General features: G+C 60.6%; 18 protein-coding genes. 6 read left to right on the top strand and 12 right to left on the bottom strand.

The annotated features are described in order from the left end of the window. Positions 1–14: 14 nt before the first annotated feature. The 4 genes from AC56DV_RS30780 to AC56DV_RS30765 all read left to right on the top strand — a co-directional run bounded on the left by AC56DV_RS30780 (position 15) and on the right by AC56DV_RS30765 (position 4361). Positions 15–1010: a hypothetical protein gene (locus tag AC56DV_RS30780; RefSeq protein WP_496317999.1), complete on the top strand. Its 996-nt coding sequence runs from the start codon at positions 15–17 to the stop codon at positions 1008–1010. Positions 1011–1016: 6 nt separating this feature from the next. After that, entirely contained in the window at positions 1017–1949 is a 933-nt protein-coding gene (locus AC56DV_RS30775) for an S-4TM family putative pore-forming effector (RefSeq protein ID WP_496317998.1), read from the top strand. A 150-nt stretch (positions 1950–2099) separates the two neighbouring features. Further along, positions 2100–2597 carry a hypothetical protein gene (locus AC56DV_RS30770; protein WP_496317997.1) on the top strand — a complete coding sequence of 166 codons (498 nt, stop codon included), beginning with the start codon at positions 2100–2102 and terminating at the stop codon, positions 2595–2597. A 15-nt stretch (positions 2598–2612) separates the two neighbouring features. Next, positions 2613–4361 (top strand): hypothetical protein, encoded by a 1749-nt coding sequence (locus AC56DV_RS30765; protein ID WP_496317996.1) that lies wholly within the window; start codon positions 2613–2615, stop codon positions 4359–4361. Between the two features lie 247 nt (positions 4362–4608). Here AC56DV_RS30765 and AC56DV_RS30760 read toward each other — a convergent pair whose 3' ends face one another. Continuing rightward, positions 4609–6813, bottom strand: a complete 2205-nt coding sequence (locus tag AC56DV_RS30760) for an OsmC domain/YcaO domain-containing protein (RefSeq protein WP_496317995.1) — start codon at positions 6811–6813, stop codon at positions 4609–4611. 235 nt (positions 6814–7048) lie between these two features. On the opposite strand from AC56DV_RS30760, the gene AC56DV_RS30755 reads away from it, so the two are divergent. Further along, on the top strand, positions 7049–7873 hold the full coding sequence (locus AC56DV_RS30755; RefSeq protein ID WP_496317994.1) for a PEP-CTERM sorting domain-containing protein: 825 nt from the start codon (positions 7049–7051) through the stop codon (positions 7871–7873). 2 nt (positions 7874–7875) lie between these two features. Here the strand turns inward: AC56DV_RS30755 and AC56DV_RS30750 are convergent, their stop codons facing one another. Then, entirely contained in the window at positions 7876–9027 is a 1152-nt protein-coding gene (locus tag AC56DV_RS30750; RefSeq protein WP_496317993.1) for a tyrosine-type recombinase/integrase, read from the bottom strand. 129 nt (positions 9028–9156) lie between these two features. Here AC56DV_RS30750 and AC56DV_RS30745 point away from each other — a divergent pair, with 129 nt between their 5' ends. Beyond that, entirely contained in the window at positions 9157–9666 is a 510-nt protein-coding gene (locus tag AC56DV_RS30745; RefSeq protein WP_496317992.1) for a DUF7868 domain-containing protein, read from the top strand. Here the strand turns inward: AC56DV_RS30745 and AC56DV_RS30740 are convergent. The 10 genes from AC56DV_RS30740 to AC56DV_RS30695 form a co-directional block, all read right to left on the bottom strand. Further along, complete coding sequence (locus AC56DV_RS30740; protein WP_496317991.1) at positions 9663–10079, bottom strand: organic hydroperoxide resistance protein; 417 nt, start codon at positions 10077–10079, stop codon at positions 9663–9665. The two genes, AC56DV_RS30745 and AC56DV_RS30740, sit on opposite strands and share 4 nt — an antisense overlap. Before the next feature lie 60 nt (positions 10080–10139). Then, positions 10140–10556, bottom strand: a complete 417-nt coding sequence (locus AC56DV_RS30735; RefSeq protein WP_496317990.1) for a MarR family winged helix-turn-helix transcriptional regulator — start codon at positions 10554–10556, stop codon at positions 10140–10142. Between the two features lie 105 nt (positions 10557–10661). Further along, positions 10662–11567, bottom strand: a complete 906-nt coding sequence (locus AC56DV_RS30730; protein WP_496317989.1) for a LysR family transcriptional regulator — start codon at positions 11565–11567, stop codon at positions 10662–10664. A gap of 1 nt (position 11568) precedes the next feature. Beyond that, positions 11569–12996, bottom strand: coding sequence for an FdhF/YdeP family oxidoreductase (locus AC56DV_RS30725; RefSeq protein ID WP_496317988.1), 1428 nt, complete (start codon positions 12994–12996; stop codon positions 11569–11571). Positions 12997–13080: 84 nt separating this feature from the next. Further along, on the bottom strand, positions 13081–13149 hold the full coding sequence (locus tag AC56DV_RS30720; RefSeq protein ID WP_496318508.1) for a hypothetical protein: 69 nt from the start codon (positions 13147–13149) through the stop codon (positions 13081–13083). Then, on the bottom strand, positions 13149–14183 hold the full coding sequence (locus AC56DV_RS30715) for a DUF3466 family protein (protein ID WP_496317987.1): 1035 nt from the start codon (positions 14181–14183) through the stop codon (positions 13149–13151). The genes AC56DV_RS30720 and AC56DV_RS30715 overlap by 1 nt, the downstream gene beginning before the upstream one ends. 174 nt (positions 14184–14357) lie before the next feature. Continuing rightward, complete coding sequence (gene hmpA, locus AC56DV_RS30710; RefSeq protein ID WP_496317986.1) at positions 14358–15539, bottom strand: NO-inducible flavohemoprotein; 1182 nt, start codon at positions 15537–15539, stop codon at positions 14358–14360. Between the two features lie 43 nt (positions 15540–15582). Beyond that, entirely contained in the window at positions 15583–16014 is a 432-nt protein-coding gene (locus AC56DV_RS30705) for a hemerythrin domain-containing protein (protein ID WP_496317985.1), read from the bottom strand. Between the two features lie 135 nt (positions 16015–16149). Then, positions 16150–16830, bottom strand: coding sequence for an aquaporin (locus tag AC56DV_RS30700; RefSeq protein ID WP_496317984.1), 681 nt, complete (start codon positions 16828–16830; stop codon positions 16150–16152). 79 nt (positions 16831–16909) lie between these two features. After that, positions 16910–19216 (bottom strand): PAS domain S-box protein, encoded by a 2307-nt coding sequence (locus tag AC56DV_RS30695; RefSeq protein ID WP_496317983.1) that lies wholly within the window; start codon positions 19214–19216, stop codon positions 16910–16912. Between the last annotated feature and the right edge of the window lie 75 nt (positions 19217–19291).

Genomic DNA, 19291 nt, shown 5'->3' with positions numbered 1-19291 from the left:
GGAAAATTTAGAGCATGGCATTGACCGTAAACGATGCATTCACCGAGTTCCTGACGAATATTGTCAATCTGGACCCTGCAGAATCCGATTTGGCTAAGATCAGCCGAACTTGGCTTATAAATAGGGTTAGTGAATTCCCAGGCAAGGATGCACAGTTTCCACGACTGTACACCGAACAGAACATTCATTTTGGCTCTTTCGAACGGAAGACCAAGAAACGGCCCTTAGATGATATCGACATCATGATCTGCATTGCCGCCGAAGGCGCCGAGTGGAACGATGTGAACGGTACCATCTACATGGAGACGATCAACGCCGGATCGCCTTTGTACGCATTGCGCCATGCCGGCAGTAATTATATCAACTCACGCCGAGTTATCAATAAGTTCGTTGATGCCCTGGCGGTTATTCCCCAATACAGGAAAGCTGAACTAGGTCGTCGCGGTGAGGCCGCGATCCTCGCCTTGAACTCCTACGATTGGACGTTCGATATCGTACCTTGCTTCTTTACTGCTCCAGATTATTTAGGGCGTCAATTCTACATCATTCCCGACGGAAATGGAAACTGGAAAAGAACCGATCCCCGCGTTGATCGATTGAGAGTCCAAGAAATAGCTGTGAGAAGAGGGGGGGCAATATTAGATATTATTCGCCTCGTGAAGTACTGGAACCATCGGCCAACAATGCCCTCCGCAGGCTCATACCTTCTAGAAAACCTGGTTCTGTCTTTTTACGACGGTCGAAACTGCACGGTTTGGCCAGATCTGAACTTTACGTATGCAATCGATCACTTGCGGAATCGAATTTTTGGCTCTGTGGAAGACCCCAAGGGAATGCAAGGCGACCTAAACGAACTAGGAATTTTTGACCGCATAGCAATCTCCAATCGTTGTGATAGTGATTTAAAAAAATGCGTTGAGGCAAGGGAGTATGAAAATTTAGGGCAGATGAAGTCCGCAATCAATAAATGGGCCGAGGTCTTCGGTCCACAGTTTCCAATCTATGGATAAGCGGTAATGAATCAGATATCAGCAAAACAAAACGAGGAATTAGCTCTAAAGCGCTTGGCTGCGCAAAATGCCTTGTATGCTCGTGCTAAAACTTTGTTCTCAATTCAACTTATCTTGAACGTCCCTTTGGTTATATCGCTTGCGGTCGTTGCACTGGCTTTGGATAAGGAGTGGTGGGGGCTTCCAAAAATGGACATCGCTTGGATTATTGGCGCCGCAGGCGTTCTCTTCCTGTTACTCGATGCCTTGGTCTGGAATATTTTAATTAATGGTTATCGGGAGCAAGCCGCGAAGATTCAGCAAGCGTTTGATACCGATGTGCTGGAGTTGCCCCCCGACGAGATCACATATGGCAAGGCGCCGGATAAAGAGGCCGTGGAAGAGTGGTCCGCTTTGTTGTCAGCTGCAAATCTGCGTGAGTTGGAAAACTGGTATAGACCAGAAGTGGCAGTACTGCCAGTTGATGCGGCACGACTAATCTGCCAGCGTGCCAATTGTTGGTGGGATATGGACCTAAGACGCCGATATAACTGGTACGTCGGTGTTTCTGTGGCGCTGTTCATGCTTGCGATGGTTGGAATTTCAGTTGGCCTCGATTGCTCGATAAAGACCGTGTTTGGACTTATTGTTGCGCCGATCCTTCCATTCCTTACCATGGCAATTAAGTTAATTCAAGACAACAACGACGCTATTATGCGCCTCCAGACGATGAAGGATGCGATTGAATCAATGTGGGATCGCGTTATCGCTAAGACTATTAGCGACCCAGAACTGAGACACTTTTCTTGGCGTGTTCAGGCCGGTATCTTTATGAATCGAAAGAGCAATCCACTCATTTTCGATTGGGTTCATGGGCGTCTTCGATCAAAGCACGAGATCACAACGAGGCGGACTACCACTGAATATGTCGCTGATTACGTTGCATCTAGGCAGCCATAGGCATGCGTTTCTGGACGGGCTGTCACAAGCGGGTAACCTACTAGGGTGAACTACGGATGTAGGTTTTTGGCAAGCAACAAAGACCACTGATCACTACAGGCCCAAGCTATCATAATTTATTCCGAAGCACCAAACACTAAGGAGAGAGAAGTGAAGTTGGACCGATCTTTGCAACGAGAAGTACTGGAATTTTTATCTGATCATTACGCCGGAATTCCACAGGATGTATATCCGCAGCATGAAATGACGGATGAGGAAGACGACAAATACACAGCTAATTTGCTCTACCTCGATGCCCATGGGTTGATTGAATCAGGTTTGCAGCAAGGGCTAGACGGCCATTGGAGTAGCAGCGGGTCAAGAATAACGGCGAAAGGCTTGGACTTTCTGGCCGACGATGGCGGGCTTACCGCTATCTTGGGAACTGTCACAGTCAAACTCCATGACGAAACAATTCGCGATCTCATAGCTGCGCGAATCAGTGAGTCTGGGCTTCCAGATGCCGAAAAGGCAGGCTTGCTTCAGCGACTGAAAGAGCTACGGGGCGAATCGATCAAGCATCTCACCATGAAGCTCTTAGACGCCGGACTAGACAATGCCCCGAAAGCCTTGCCGCTAATTCAAAAGTTTCTTGAAGGACTACAGTAACACTTCGTCACGCTCATGCTGATTTTAATTGACCCCGAGTTTATCGACACCACCGGGCATGCTCGCCTTTTGAGCTTTCTCCGTCATCCTTACACAGAAGAAAGTTGCAATCTGGTAGATTGCGAAATTCCGGAGATATCAGATGCCTATAGGGCAATGGTGTGTTCAAAGGATGCTTGGCCTCTGGCTGTCGATCCCCTGCTTAAAGAGCAAGCCACATCAATTTTCAAACCAGTGGCAGCCGTCGACGGCCGTTTATTGCCGCTCATGCCACCGCAGCTCTCCGAGACTCAGGTGGTACTGCTGCAAGAGGATTTGCGCGATTTAATCGAGAGCGCGGCGCAGAGCATTCCTGCTGCACAAGGTCGCCGAGCCGATCGCAACGCCGCGTTTCTCGCTTTGCGTGGCGCGGCTCTACACGAGGCAGCATTCCTTGTGCTGGCAGGTCTATTCGAAGTTCGGACGACAAAGCAGTTGCTTGAATTTCAGCTCACTGAGATGGGCAAATCATGCATGCACAGTCGAGCGATGGGGTTCACACTTGAAGCCCAGTCTAACTTGGCCCTTCGTTGGTCTCTATTAACGCTAATCGAATCGTTAAGGTCCAAGCTATCAGTTGGAGGAGGGCGTGTATCGAGCCTAGTAGAATCCCCCATGCTCGATCTACTCGTCGCACGGTTACTTGATTCGCAGTTTTCAATCAGCACTCTGATGCAAGGTGACCACGAGGTCGCGGCCCTGAGTCGAGATGCTAATGGGTTATGCCGTTGGTTTGCAATGCTTGAAATAGTGCGATTGGCGGACGAGGGTGCTTATTACCCGACCATTGACGAAGCCCAACGTCTTGGTCTTGACATATCATTGTTAAGACGCATTTTGACTAGCCAGAGGACCGCGCTAGAGTCCGACCGAGGAATTCACCAGATTGCCGACGGTGGCCTAACGCTAGGAGATTCTTCGCTCGAACATGCAATAACATGCTGTAAGCACGTAGTCCTCAATGATATCGCGTGCCGTGAGCTCGGCCCGAAGTTTGAGGAATTCGTTCGCCGCTATATTTGTGAAAATGCCTCATCGGACTATTTAGTCCGTAAGGGGATCTCCTTAAGCGGCAAGGACAAAGGCATCAAGTATGAGTGCGACTTGATCTTGTATGAGCCGAAACGTAGGAAAGTGTTTTTCTTGCAAGTCAAATGGAAGCGTGATGCGCGAACAGCCAATTTGGAGGCAGAGCTTCGAAATTGGCGAAACAAGAACTGGCCGATGACTAAGGGAGTATCTCAACTTGTCGCCATACGAACTAGGTTGAGTGAGCCGCGAATCCTTGACCAGATACGAACGTCGCTAGGTGACATCCGACTATCCGACCAGGATATACTTGACAACTCGCATTTTATTGTGGTTCACACCCTCCCGTTCTTTAGTGGCTATGTTCGCGACGGCGTCGCGATTTATGAGTGGAATCTTTTCCGAAATGTACTCCGCCGAGGCGCTACGTTTCAGCAGACCATGCCAGCTGGAAATGTGCTTGAGCTATCCGAACCAGCCGAGGTGACCAAAGACGCGATTCTACCGATAGAGAATCCTTATGCGGTACTGGCCTCATATGGGACTACACTTGGAATAGGCCAGGAGCAGTACGACGCAGCAGTCAAAGCCCGGCAGGCAGGCCGTTACGGTTTCGATGTCGCACTGAGAACGGCACCGCTGTGGCGGCGCATTTTTGGACGCGGACACCGACGAATTGTACGGCCATATATCTAGTATGCTGTTTCCGATTGATGGGTCCAGGCATGAACTACAATTTCGCTTAGAAGCTGGTTACACCTTTAGTTAAACCGACGCTTTAGGCGCTGTATTGCCCGCGATAGGGTCTTCCTACGGAATTGCATTTTACATAATATAGATTATGCGAAGTTGAGCACGCGGGACCGGGTAAAGATGCCACGGCCCCGGAACTGCATTTTTGCCGGGGCCGGGCCACAGTTCCCATCCAACCCCGCGCCTGCTGTTACCTGGACTTGGCCGCGACCTTAGCCCGCGCCGCGTGCAGTTTCTTGTAGCTGTCGATCAGCCGCTCGTGCCTGTCCAGGCCTTCCAGCTTCATGCTCGTTGGCGTCAAGCCGTAGAAACGCACGCTGCCGTCCACCGATCCGATCACCGCGTCCATCCGCTCATTGCCAAACATGCGGCGGAAATTGACGACGTATTCGTCCAGCTCCATGTCGTCGTCCAGCTCCACCTCCAGCACGGCGTTCAACGCCTGATAGAACAATCCGCGCTCGAGCGTGTTGTCGTTGTACTGCAGGAAGGCTTCGACCAGTTCCTTCGCTTCCTCAAACTGTTTCAATGCGAGCTGGATCAGCAGCCTCAACTCCAGCGTGGTCAGCTGGCCCCAGGGCGTGTTTTCGTCGAACTCGATGCCGATCAAGGTGGCGATGTCGCCGTAATCGTCCAGCTCGCTGTTCTCCAGGCGGTCCAGCAGCGCCTCCAGGCTGGCGTCGTCCAGGCGGTGCAGATTCAGAATGTCCGAGCGGAACGAAAGCGCCTTGTTGGTGTTGTCCCAGATCAGGTCTTCCACCGGATAGATCTCCGAATAACCCGGCACCAGTATCCGGCAGGCTGCCGCGCCCAGGTTGTCATACGCCGCAATGTAGACCTCTTTGCCCATGCCTTCGAGTATGCCGAGCAAGGTCGCGGCCTCGTCGGCGTTCGAGTTTTCGCCCTGGCCGGAGAAGTCCCATTCAACGAAATCGTAGTCCGCTTTGGCGCTGAAAAAGCGCCACGATACGATGCCGCTGGAATCGATGAAGTGTTCGACGAAGTTATACGGCTCGGTGACGGCATTGCTTGCAAAAGTCGGCCGAGGCAGATCGTTCAGGCCTTCAAAACTGCGCCCCTGCAGCAATTCCGTCAGGCTGCGTTCCAGTGCCACTTCCAGGCTTGGGTGTGCGCCGAACGACGCAAACACGCCGCCGGTGCGCGGGTTCATCAAGGTGACGCACATTACCGGGTACATGCCGCCCAGCGACGCGTCCTTCACCAGCACGGGGAAGCCCTGCTCCTCCAAACCGTTGATGCCGGCAAGGATGCCGGGATACTTGGCCAGCACTTCCTGCGGCACGTCCGGCAAGGCGATTTCGCCTTCCAGGATCTCGCGTTTTACAGCCCGTTCGAAAATTTCCGAAAGACATTGCACTTGCGCTTCGGCCAGCGTGTTGCCGGCGCTCATGCCATTGCTGACAAACAGGTTTTCGACCAGGTTGGACGGGAAATACACCGTTTCGCCGTCCGACTGGCGAACAAACGGCAGCGAACAGATGCCGCGTTCCACGTTGCCGGAGTTGGTGTCGTACAGGTGCGAGCCACGCAATTCGCGGTCCGGGTTGTAGATTTCCAGGCAATACTCATCCAGGATTTCTTCCGGCAGCGCGTCTTTGCGGCCGGGCTTGAACCAGCGTTCGTCGGGGACATGGACGAACGGGGCGTTGGCAATGTCTTCGCCCCAATACGTCCCGGCGTAGAAATGGTTGAAATTCAGCCGTTCGATGAACTCGCCCAGCGCCGAGGCCAGCGCGCTTTCCTTGGTCGCGCCCTTGCCATTGGTAAAGCACATCGGCGAATGCGCATCGCGGATATGCAGCGACCAGACGTTGGGCACGATATTGCGCCACGAAGCGATTTCAATCTTCATGCCCAGGCCGGCCAACACGCCGGACATATTGGCGATGGTTTGCTCCAGCGGCAGGTCCTTGCCCAGGATGAAGGTGCTGGTTTCAGTATCCGGCTTCAGCGTCAGCAAGGCCTGGGCGTCGGCATCAAGATTCTCTACTTCCTCGATCACAAACTCGGGACCGGCTTGCACCACTTTTTTCACCGTGCAGCGGTCAATGGAGCGCAGGATGCCCTGGCGGTCTTTGGCGGAGATATCCGCCGGCAGTTCCACCTGGATCTTGAAAATCTGCTGGTAGCGGTTTTCGGGATCAACAATATTGTTTTGCGACAGGCGGATATTTTCGGTTGGAATATTGCGGGTATTGCAATACAACTTCACAAAATAGGCTGCGCACAGGGCCGACGAGGCCAGGAAGTAGTCGAACGGACCAGGCGCAGAGCCGTCGCCCTTGTAGCGGATGGGCTGGTCGGCGATTACCGTGAAGTCATCGAACTTGGCTTCAAGACGAAGCTTATCGAGAAAGTTAACCTTAATTTCCATGAGGAATTCCAAAAATAGCACTCAAATTGATCTGGCCGCCATTATCCGTTGTTTCGGTCTAACGGCAAAGGATACGTCCTGCCGAATATTGACAATGTGAAATTTAATGTGTCGGAAATCTTTACAGCAAAACAACGCCATCATGCCGCAGTTGTTTAAAAACAAAGACTTATAAAAATGGCATGATCTTTGCTGGAAGGGTTGCACCCTCAACTTTTCAGAATGAACCTACCGAATGAAGATTCTTCCTAAACTGATCGCCAGCGTCGTCCTCGCTGCCACCAGCCTGGCTGCCAACGCCGCCGTCACCACCGTTTCGCAGAACGCCCTGAAAGCTTCGGCCGGCTACTACACCGACGTGATCGGCGGCGGCATCGGCGACATCGTCGTCACCACCGGCGGCGGCAATGCCAACAACGCAGGCCAGGCCGACGGCCGCAATGACGACGGCTATGCCGGCGCCATCAACCTGGGCTTCAACATCAACCTGTTCGGCAATTCCTACAGCTCGCTGTACATCAACAATAACGGCAACGTTACGTTCGGCGGCGGCCTGTCGGCCTACAACCCTATGGGCCCGACGGAAACCAGTCTCCCCATCATTGCGCCGTTCTTCGGCGACGTGGACACGCGCCACGTGGACAGCGGCGTGGTGCACGTGCGCACCGACCTGGCCAACCAGATCATCATCACTTGGGACAACGTCGGCTACTTCCAGGAACACGGCGACTTGCTCAACAGCTTCCAGCTGATCCTGCGCGGCACGGACTACCTGGTGCCGGTGGGCGAAGGTTCGATCGGTTTCTACTATGGCCGCATGGGCTGGGAAATCGCGGATACGCATAACAACCAGGCGGTGGTAGGCTTTGGCGACGGCCAGAGCAACGGCGTGATCCTGGAAGGTTCGGGCGCGGCCGGCATCGCCGGCGCGCTGTCGAACCGCCACGTGTGGTTCAACGAGCGCCTGGAGCCAACCACTGTTCCGGAGCCGGGCTCGATCGCCTTGATGGCCCTGGGCCTGGGCGCGCTGGTCTTCGCGCGCCGCCGCAGCTTCAAGTAATCCTAAGCATTCCCTTGGCCGTTCACCGACGCCATGATTTCGTCATGGCGCTGGTTGTCGGTCTTGTGCAGATAGGCGGCCGTGGTGGCGATGCTGGCATGGCCCGCCGTATCCTGCAGCGTTTTCAACTGCACGCCGTTGTTGGCGTGGTTGGTCAGCATGCTGTGGCGCAGCCAATGCGCGGACGCCTGGCGCAGCGTGGCCGCCATGTCGGCGTCGCCCTGGGCCGCCGCCTCGCCGGCAGCCGCTGCGAACACGGCTTTCAGCGCGTTCGATGCCGCTTCGTCCGTCAAGCGCGCCGGCTCCCGGCTGCGGCTGGACAGCACCAGTGGCGTCCTGTCGGCGCGGCCCGTTTGCGGCAGCAGGCCGTACGCTTGCCGGTAGGCGCGGTAAGCCTCCAGCAGTTCCGGCGGCACCGGCACGCGGCGCGGCTTGTTGCCTTTTCCTAGCAGATCCAGCCACCAGCGGCCGCCGCCTTCGGTGTACACGTCGCCCATGCTGGCGCTGACGATTTCGTTCAGGCGCGCGCCGGTGTGCGCATAGGCCAGCAGCAGGAACAGGTCGCGCGCGCGGCGCCGCAATTCGGCTGGCAGATCGGCGGCACGGCCGGCCACAGCGGCCAGGGCCAGGTTGATGGCGTCCTGGTTCAGGTAGCGCGTAATGCGGCTGGCGCCACGGGTTTTCACGTGCTTGACCAGGGCGCCAGGATCGCGCCGCAGGTAGCCTGTTTGTTCGGCAAATGCCATCAGCCCCTTGACGGCGATCATGGCCTGGCGCCGGCTCGGGTCCGACAACGGACCAGTGAATGGCCTGTAGCGCGGGTCCGTGCGCGGCCACTTGGTGGTCGATACCCAGTCCGGCGGTGGTTCGCGCAGAAATTCCTTGTAGGCGTTCAAGTCGGCCACTTGCAGCTGGCGCAGCGACTTGCCGGCTTCCTCGCGGCACCAGGTGAGGAAACGGAACAGTTCCTTTTGCGTGTTGGCGCGCGATTTGGCGCTCAGTTCGCCATGGCCGATGAATTCGCGCGCGATTTCGCTGTCTGTGCGGGCATCAGTCAGCGCGTCTTCAGGCATTTCCCGGTAGGGATTCAAATCCGTCCGGCGGGCCTGCCCGGTCAGTGGTTCCAGGTCGATCAAAGTAAATTTACTGGTCATAAACACAGTATAACATACAGTGGTTTATACAGTATTGGTACTCGACAATATAAACAGTAATCTCGAGTTGAGTGTTGGCTGCAATTTTGTGTCTATACTGAATCGATAGCGACCTTACCGGAGACTTCGATGAATCCAGCCGCTGCGCCCCGCCTGTTCGCCGCCACCTCCGAGCCGCAAGTGCTGGGTTCCGCAGCGCATCTGATCACCTTGCGCTTCCTGCCCTCCGCGCACCACCCTGCGCCCAGCCGTTTGCCTGCGCTGCGCCTGGTGGGGGCCTCCCCCGCCGACGGTGCCTACCATACGGTGTTCCTCAATTTCGAGGACATGGTGGACCAGGGCTTGCCGCCGGTGTTCGAGGTCTACCTGGGTGTGCCTCCCTGCACTGCGCCATCCGACGACAGTTATGCCGGCGCCCTGCCTTACTCCACCTTGCACGCGGCGCTGGACATCACCGACGTCTTCACCCGCCTGCGCAGCAAGCCGGAATGGGACCAGAAGCATTTGCAGATCCTGCTCAAGCCGCGCAATGCCATGCGCGCCAGTGCCGCCCTGTCGATCGGCAGGGTCAGCCTGTACACGGAACACGGCCCGGAGCATAGCCGCCAGGCGCCTGCCTCCAGTCCCCTGCCCGCTTAAGCCAGGGTGGTGGTCACGCCGATGCTGGCGCCCAGCGCTTTCGAGTATGGGCAGGTGGCGTGGGCGCGATCGACAATGCGCTGCGCCGTTTCCTGCTCCACTCCCGGCATGCTGACGTGCATGCGGGCTTGCAGATGGAAGCCGTCCTCGCCTTTGCCCAGGTCCACCTCGGTGTCGACCGCCAAGTCCGCAGGCAAGGCGACCTTGAACTCGGCTGCGGCTTTGCCGATGGCGCCCAGATAGCAGGCCGACCAGCCGGCCGCCAGCAGTTGCTCGGGGTTGGTGCCCTCGCCCTTGGACCAGGGGGCGCTCAGCTTCACGTCCAGTTTGCCGTCGGAACTGCGCGAGGCGCCGTCGCGGCCGCCGGTGGTGTGGGTCTTGCCGGTGTACAGAACTTCCTGGATCTTACTCATGCTAACAACTCCTTGGTTTAATGGTGTAGATACACCATTTGTTGTAAAAAAAACGAAAACCTATTCGGGCGGTAAGCTGGCTGCCAGGCCGACCAGGGCTGCAACGCCCTCCTCGCCCAGCATCCGCGCGGTCTTGGCCTGCGCCTCGCGCCACGCCGGTCCCGCCGCGTTCAACAGCGCGCGCCCGGCCGCAGAAATCATGATGGGACGGCTGCGGCCCTTGTCCGGCATCACTTCCTCGGCCCAGCCTTCGTTCAGCACCACCTGCAAATTGCGGGTGGACGTGGAACGCTCCTGATGGCTGGCCCGCGCCAGCGCCGCCCGGCTCGCGCCTTTCATGCGCACGATGCGCACCAGCAGCGAGAACTGCGACGAAGTCAGGCCGTGGGGACGCAACGCATTGTCGTAAATGCTGGTGATCACGCGCGAAATGGTGCGCGTGCGCGTCAGCAGGCAGTGCTCCGCCACGTCATCCATCAGGCTGGGCTCTGCTTCTGCGGCAGCGGCACAATGAACGGTTTTCTTCATGATGAGCGGAGTATGGTGCATATGCACCATGATGTCAACTGCCTTTGGCCACGCCTAGTTTGGCGAGGCATCTTCCATCAGCTCGCCGATCCAGTCGATGAAGGCGCGCACCGTGGGCGACAAGTGCCGGTTCTGCGGATACATCACGGAGACCGGCACGCGCGGCGATTTGTACTCCGCCAGCAGCTGCACCAGCGCGCCGGACTGCACATGCGGCCGCACCAGGTAGGCTGCGGTGCAGATCAGGCCCAGCCCCTGCAAGCCCGCCTGCACATAAGTGCTGGTGTCGTTCGACGACAGCCGGCTCTTCATCGGCACGCTGACGGTGGTATTGCCGTCGTTGAAAATCCAGTCCATCGCCCTGCCCGTGCGGCCCAGCAGATAGCCCACCGACACGTGGTGCTGCAAATCCTCCAGCGTTTGCGGCGCGCCGTACTGCTCGATGTAGGAAGGCGCAGCAGCCACCATCCAGCCGAAACTCGCGATCTGGCGCGCCACCAGCGACGTGGAGTCCTCCGGCTGGCCGGCCCGGATCACGCAGTCTATGCCCTCCTGCACCAGGTCCACCGGGCGGTCGCTTACCGTTACGGCCATCTGCACGTCCGGATAGCGGTCCAGGAACTGGCGCACCGAGGGGATAACGAAATTGCGCGCGAAGGACGGCGTCATGTCCACCCGCAGCTTGCCGCGCGGCTGGCCGGAGTTGCCGGGGAAGCTGGCCTCCACTTCATCCAGCTCGTCCAGCAGGCGGCGGCAATGGCCGTAGTAGATGGTGCCGTCCGGCGTGAGGCTCAGGCGGCGCGTGGTCCGCTGCAGCAGGCGCACGCCGATGTGCGCCTCCAGTTCCTTCACCGCGCGCGTGACGGTGGAAGGCGGCAGCGACATGCCCTCGGCCGCCTTGTTGAAGCTGTTCACCTCCACTACGCGCACAAACATCCGCATGGCGTCGAGGCGGTCCATATCAGGCTTTCTCGATCAGGATGGGCACTTCCTTGAACGCCGGCGTGTTCGATCCGCGCGCCGTCAGGTCCGGCGAGGACAGCGGCGTCAGTTCGGGGAAATAGCCGAACACGTCGTCGCCCAGGATGGGGTATTCCACCAGGCGGTAGCCTTCCAGCACGCGCTCGATGCCGTCCAGCGACGCGGCGCGCAGGTTGGCGGTGTCGCCGTCCTTGAAGCCGAGCCGCGCCAGCGTGGCCGGGCCCACGAACAGCACCTTGCGCGTGTGGTGCACGCCGCGGTAGCGGTCCACTTCGCCTTTCGGGTCGAAGTAGACGGTGGTGTTGTACTGGCGGTGCGCGCGCACCGTGGCCAGGCACACCACGCGCTCGCCGTGCACGGCGCGGGCGCGTTTCATGATCGTGTCCTGCGGCAGCGCGTGCGGTGCGAAGTTGGCCTTGCCGCTATCGGTTTTCCACACGCGCAGCGCGGCCGTATTCGGCAGGTGGAAGCCGCGCTTGCGGCGGATGTTGGCGTTGTAGCGCTCAAAGCCGGCCACCGCGCCCTGCGCCACGCGTTCGATCAGGTCGCGCGTGGCGTCGTAGTCGCGGCCCATGACGGTCCAGTCAATGTTGGAATCCGGCAGCGCGTGGCGCGCCAGTTCCGTCACGATGAACGGCTCCGAGCGCAGCTTGTCGCTGGCGGGCCGGTTGCGGCCGGTGGACGCGTGCACCATGCTGGCGGTGTCCTCCACGCTGACGAACTGCTGGCCGCCTGCCTGCTGGTCATGCTCGGTGCGGCCCAGGCACGGCAGCAGCAAGCCTGTTTCGCCGGGATACAAATGCGTGCGATTGAGCTTGGTGGCGATGTGCACGGTGAGCTTGCAGCGCGACAGCGCGTCCAGCACGCGCGGGCTGTCCGGGCCGGCCACGGCGAAATTGCCGCCCAGGCCGGTGAAGGCATGCACCGAGCCGTCCAGCAGGCCGTTGATGGTGGCCACCGCGTCCAGCCCCGGTTCGGATGGCGGCGCAAAGCCGAACACGCGCTCCAGGCCTTGCAGCCATTCGGCCCTGGGACGGTTGGTGATGCCCACCGTGCGGTCGCCCTGCACGTTGGAGTGGCCGCGCACCGGCTCCAGTTGCCACTCCTCGCTGCGGCGCAATTCCGTGACGGTGTGCTTGGCGAAATGCTCCGGCGTGGCGCGCTTGGGCGTGGCTTCGTGCGAAATCGCCCAGGCGCCCTGCTCGCAGAAATCCACCGCCTTGTCGGTGGGCGAATCCGGGTAGGCGCAGCCGGGGCAGTCGATGCCCTGCGGCTGGTTCACGCGCGGCAGCGTTTGCAGCGCGGGAAAGGCTCCATTGCCGCTCAGCGCGCTGGCCGTGCCGCGCAGCGAACCGAAACCGCCCGCAGGCTTGTCATAGGCTTGAATAGGAATGAATTTGTCGGACAAAACAGAAAACTCCAGTGACACAGCAAGCCGCGCACTTTACCACAGGGCCGTGCATGCACAAATGCTATCACGGCCCGTTCCGAGTTACTCCGCCCTGCCCCTGTTGTTACGGCGGCGCGCCGCGTAGCCCACCAGGCCCAGGCCGGCCAGCATCATGCCGTAGGTTTCCGGTCGGGCACGGGCGTGAGCAGCACGCCGCTGCATTCGCCGAACGAGTCGCAGGCCGAACCGACGATCTGGCCATGGTCATTGATGTCCCTGACGTCTTGAATCGTCAAGCCGGAGGCCGGGTCGATCAGCGTGTTCAGGTTGTGCATCGCACCGCCGCTGTACAGCCAGCCGCCGCCGCCCGATTGCCCCACCACCGCTTGTCCGTGCTCGTTGACGGCGCGCGCGTAGCTGCGCGAGCCCAGCCAGCCCAGGTCGGTCATGACGCCGTTTTGGTAGAGGAACGCGTTCTGCCGGCCTTCCGCATTCACCGAACTGCCGACGATCTGGCCCGCATTGTTGATGGCATAGGCGGCGCTGTAGCCGCCGCCCAGCGTGCCCAGGTCTGTCATCTGGCCGTTCACATAGATGAACGCGTGCTCGCTCCCGTCGGCGGTCCCGCTCTTGCCGACGATGGCGCCGGCGTCGTTCACCGATTCCGCAATGCTGTCTCTGCCGCCCAGCGTCCCCAGGTCGGTGAGGATGCCGTCCTTGTAATGGGTGGCGTGGCGCGGCGCATCGGTGTCCCAGGTATCGGCTTCCAGGCCGGAGTCGCCCACGATGGCGCCATTGTTGTTCAGGCCGCGCGCGCGCGTGGTCGCGTGCGGCTTCAGGCTGCCCAGCCAGGTCATCTCGCCGTTCTGGTAGCGGTAGGCGTGGCCCCAGGTGTGATCGAGTCCGCCGCGCGCCATGGTCGCAGTGCCGTGCTGGTTGATTGCGGTGAAGTACTCGCCTTGCACCCCGGTCGCCGGCAGCAGGGTGAAATTGCCGTTGGACCAAAGGAAGGCGCGCGAGCCCATGTCCGCGTAGGAGAAGTAGCCGCCTGCGATGGTGCCGGAATTGTTAATTGAGATGGCCGTGCCGCCGTCTCCCGGCAGTGCCAGGCGGGTAACGGAGTACTGGATGTCGGCTTGGGCCAGTGCCGGGAAGGCTGCGGCCAATGCGAGAAGAAGTGGTTGTATCTTCTTGATTATTTGCATTTTATTGTCCTTGAACGTCGTTGATTGGATGCGCGCGCGAGCGCAATCCTACCGGTACGCATGGCGCACACAATTGACGTTGGGACTATATTTTTATTTTGTCATGATTGTGACATTGTGTGAGCCGCGCGCCAGCAGGCCCAGCTATACTGGTGGCGCGGCTCCTTGCGGGAGTTAATGCAGCGCTTCGGCCGGACCGAAGAACTCGTAGTAGGTTTGCGCTTCCGGCACGCCCAGCTCGCGCAGGTGCTTCTTCATCGCCTTCATGAACGGCGTCGGGCCGAGGAAGTAGGCTTCCACGTCGCGCGTTGCGGGCAGCCACTCGGCCAGGTGGCCCTTGCCGATGTAGCCGGTGGCGTCCGCCTTGGCGCCGTCGCCGTGGTCCTGCTCATACACGTAGTAGCGCGTGAGTTGCGGGTGCTGCTCGGCCAACTGGTCGATATGGCCGCGGAAGGCGTGCACGCCGGCGTGGCGCGCGGCGTGGATGAAGTGCACCGGACGGCGCGTGCGCAGCGCAGCGCCCAGCATGGCCAGCGTCGGGGTGATGCCCACGCCGCCGCTGATCAGCACCAGCGGCTTGTCGCTCTCGGCCAGGGTGAACGCGCCGGCCGGCGGGAACAGAGTGATGCTGTCGCCCACATTCAGATTGTCGTGCAGGTGGTTCGACACTTTGCCTGCCGGCTCGCGCTTGACGCTGATGCGATAAGTGGCGCCGTTGCTCTCGGCCGACAGCGAGTACTGGCGGCGCATTTCCTGGCCGTCCACGGTCACCAGCACGGTGATGTACTGGCCCGGCAGGAATGCCACCACTTTGCCCTCGTCCGCAGGAGCGAACACGAAGGACGTGATCTCGTCGCTTTCCACACTCTTCGAGGCCACCTTGAAGGTGCGCGCGCCGCGCCAGCCGCCGTCGGCCTGCTCGTTGGCCTGGTAGATCTGCTCTTCCGCGCCGGCCAGGATGTCGGCCAGTTGGCCATAGGCCGAGGCCCAGGCTTCGATCACCGCGTCCGTCGCCACCTCGGCGCCCAGCACATCGCGGATCGCGCCCAGCAGCGCGGCGCCCACTTTCGGATAGTGCTCCGGCAGGATCTGCAGCGCGGCGTGCTTGTTGATGATGGTTTTTACCAGCGGGCCCAGTTCCTCCAGGCGCTCGATGTTCGAGGCGTACATCAGGATGGAATTGGCCAGGGCGCGCTGCTGTGTGCCGCCGTGCTGGTGGGCCTGGTTAAAGAAGGGCTTCACTTCCGGGAAATCGTTGAACAGCTTCAGGTAAAAATGGCGCGTCAGGGTTTCGCCGCCCTCTTTCAGGATAGGCACGGTGGCGGTGATGATGGCGCGGTGTTCCGGGGTCAGCATGATTGTTCAGCCTTTGCTAGTAGTGGATCGGGTGTTTGGGTAATCAGGCGGCCAGGCGTTCGGCTTCGAGCGCTTCCACGGCCGGGTAGAATTCGTGGTCTTCCTTCTTCATGCGCTCGTACACCTTGCGCAGCACGGTGTTGGCATCGGCGCGGAACTTCTCCGGCGCGGCCAGCAGGTGGGCGGCGGAGTTCCAGGTGGTGGCGAAAGCCAGGTAAGCAGCCACGATGCCGTTCATTTCAAGCTGGTACAGATTGCTCATGCGCGCCAGGGCGGCGTCGCCGCTGCCGCGCAGCGTGGGGTACAGCACTTTGTCTTCCACCGCCAGGTGCAGCTTGATGTTGCCGCTCATGGCGATGATGCGCGCGGCGATGCGCTCCGCATTGGCTTCGATACCGCTGTGCACCAGCTGGCGCAGTGCGGCGATGTCGGCCAGGATGTCTTCGTGCTGATGCTTGAATTTGTCGATGTTCATGGCTTCCACTCCCTCTCTACAATCAGTTTCGCTATCAATGTGGCTCAACTATAGCGGCTTTTTCTTAAACATGCAAATACTATGCATGTTTAAATTTGTGGAGGGGCCTGGCGTGGACCCGGCTTGGGCCTGATACTAGGCGGTCTTGCTGGAGGCTGCGCCGTGCAGCCGGATGAACAAGGCGGTGGCCGCAGCGGCGCCGGCCAGCTGGACCAGGATGTAGGCAGGCGCGTCGGCCAGGCGGATGCCGCCGCTGCCGAACACGCGCGCCAGCGTCATGGCGGGATTCATGAAAGCGGCCGAGGGGCTGAACCAGCAGGCCGCCATCACGTAGGCGGCCACCGTGCACGGCGCCAGCAAAGGCGGCAAGGCCGGGCGGCTGCGGGCGCAGCCGAGGAACACGGCCAGCAGGCCGAAGGTGGATACGAATTCGCCCAGCCACTGCACTGCGCCGCCGCGCGCCTGCGTTGCCGGCACCAGCCAGGACATGTCGAACATGGCGTGCGCGCAGGCGGCGCCAAGGAAGGCGCCGGCGATCTGGGCGGCGATGTAGGGCAGCGCTTCCTCCCGTGCCAGGCTGCCGCGCCAGGCCTGGGACAAGGTCAGCACCGGGTTGAACAGGCCGCCCGAGACCGGGCCGAACACCAGTATCAGCGCCGCCAGGCCGACGCTGGAAGCGGCGGACGCGAGCATCTGCGCCAAGGCCGCGTCCCCGCCCGCCAGGCGCCCCGCCGCAAAGCCGGCTCCGCACGAAACAGCCAGCAGCAAAGCCGTCCCCACACACTCCGCCGCCAGGCGCTTCCCGATATCCTTCACCGCACTTCCCCATCAAGCCGAACGACCCTCCACTCTAGGGAGCGCCGCCGGCGCGGGGATCAGCGCAGGGTTATACCAGTTATACCGCCTGCGCCTTGCCGTTGGTGCGGACCACGGCCAAGGCGGCGTCGAGGGCATCGTGCAGGGCTGCGACGTCGATCGGTTTGGTGAGGTAGCGGAAGAAGCCGGCGTCGAGCGCGGCGTCGATGTCGTTGCGCATGGCGTTGGCGGAGATGGCCAGCACGGGAATGGCCGCAGTTGCCGGATCTTCCCGCAACCGGCGCTGGATTTCGCGGCCGCTCAGGCCGGGCAGGTTCATGTCCAGCAGTACGATGTCCGGCCGGTGTTTGCGCGCCAGTGCCAGCCCTTCCAGGCCGTCTATGGCCGTCATCAGCTCAACGTCGGTGCGGAAGCCCAGCACTTCCTGCACCAGCCGCAGATTGGTCGGGTTGTCTTCGACGTACAGCAGCAGCGGCTGGCTGCTGCGCGCGGCGGCGGGCGCGTCTTCCGGAATCGCCGCTGCGGCGGCGATGGCGGCGCGCGCGCTCTCCGGGGCGGCGGTCAGCGGCAGCTCTATCCAGAACACGCTGCCGGTGCCCGGCGTGCTGGACGCGCCGATGGCGCCGCCCATCAGTTCCACCAGCCGCTTGGTCACCACCAAGCCGATGCCGCTGCCCTCTTCGCTGCCGCCTTCCTGGCCCAGCCGGTTGAAGGGTTGGAACAGCGCGTCGACCTGGTCCGGCTTGAGCCCCGGGCCGGTGTCCTGCACCGATACCCGCACCTTGTCCGCGCCGACGGCGGCGCAATCGACCACCACCGCGCCCATTTCGCGGTTGTACTTGATGGCGTTGGACAGCAGGTTGAGCACGATCTGCTTGAAGCGCGTGCGGTCGGCCTGCACGTGCAGACCGGCCACCGGCGGCATGATGATGCGGATGCCGCGCTTGTTGGCCTCCACTTCCACCATGCGGCAGGCTTCGTGCAGCAGCTCGGACAGGCCCACCGGTTCCATCGAGAAGGTAACCGTCCCCGATTCGATCTTGGCCAGGTCGAGGATCTCGTTGATCAGCGTGAGCAGGTGCTCGCCGGCCTTCAAAATGTGCCCCATGAAGGTTTTGCGCTGCTGTACGGTGATGGGCAGGGAGTCGTTATTGAGCAGCTGGGTGAAGCCGAGGATGGCGTTGAGCGGCGTGCGCAGCTCGTGCGACATGCTGGCCAGGAACAGGTCCTTGGCCTTGCCGGCCCGCTCCAGCTCCAGCTTCTGCTCGTGCAGCGTGCGTTCGATGCGCTTGCGCTCGCTGATGTCGCGGATCGCGCTCGACACCAGCACCTCGCCTTCCGTCTCCAGCGGACTCAGGCTGATTTCGACCGGGAATTCGGTGCCGTCGCGCCGCAGGCCGTACAGTTCCAGCCCGGCGCCCATCGAGCGCGGACGGGGCGAGTCGAAAAAGCTGGTGCGCAGGTGCGGGTGGCCGTTGGCGAAGCGCTGCGGTATCAGCACTTCCATGCGCTTGCCCAGCAGCTCGCGCCGGTCGTAGCCGAACAGTTGCTCGGTTTGCGAGTTGACCAGCACGATGTCGCCCTGCCGGTTGACAATGACGATGGCGTCCGGCGCCGATTCGAGCAGCCCGCGGAACTTCTGCTCCGCCTTGCGCCGTTCGCTGATGTCGCGGATCGCGCTCATCACCAGCGTGCCCTCCTCGGTGCTGATGGGGCTCAGGCTGATCTCGACCGGGAATTCCACCTGGTCCTTGCGCAGGCCGTACAGCTCCAGCCCGGCGCCCATGGTGCGCGGGCGCGGCTGGAAAAAGTAGTTCGAGCGGTGCGCCACGTGGCCGCCCCGGTAGCGCGCGGGCAGCAGCACTTCCACCGGCAGGCCGCGCAGCTCGCCGGGCTGGTAGCCGAACAGGCGCTCGGCCTGGCTATTGGCCAGCACGATCAGGCCGGTGGAATTGGCCATGATGATGCCGTCCGGCGTGGACTCCAGCACGTCGCGGAACTTCGCCTCCACGTGCTTGGCGTCGCGCAGCGCCTTCTGGCGCGTGATGTCCTTCTTGGTGCACAGGATGTATTCGACGCGATCGACGTCGTCGAAGATGATCTTGCTGGCCACGTCCACGAACAGCGGCGAGCCGTCCTTGCGGCGGCGCAGGCACTCGTAGTCGTACACGCCGCCGCTGCGGCCCAGCTCCTGCAGCAGGCTCTCCCAGTCCTGGCCAGGCAGGCCGATCAGCTCGTGCAGATGGCGGCCCACCGCTTCCTGCGCCGGATAGCCGAACAGCTGTTCGGCGCCCGGCGTCCAATGGACCACCTGGCCCTTGCGGTTGGCCACCACCACGCCGCCTGGCGCCTGTTCCAATACTAGCCGGTCGAAATCCGTCGTCATCCCGTCGCCTCGCGCAGCACCCGATGTGTTGTGCGAGTATAGAACCGGTCAGGGCCGGATACAAGCATGAAGCGG

The organism is Massilia sp. BGA-UO-ETr-WB1 (assembly GCF_059567845.1).
This window is presented reverse-complemented; position numbering and strand designations above follow the sequence as displayed.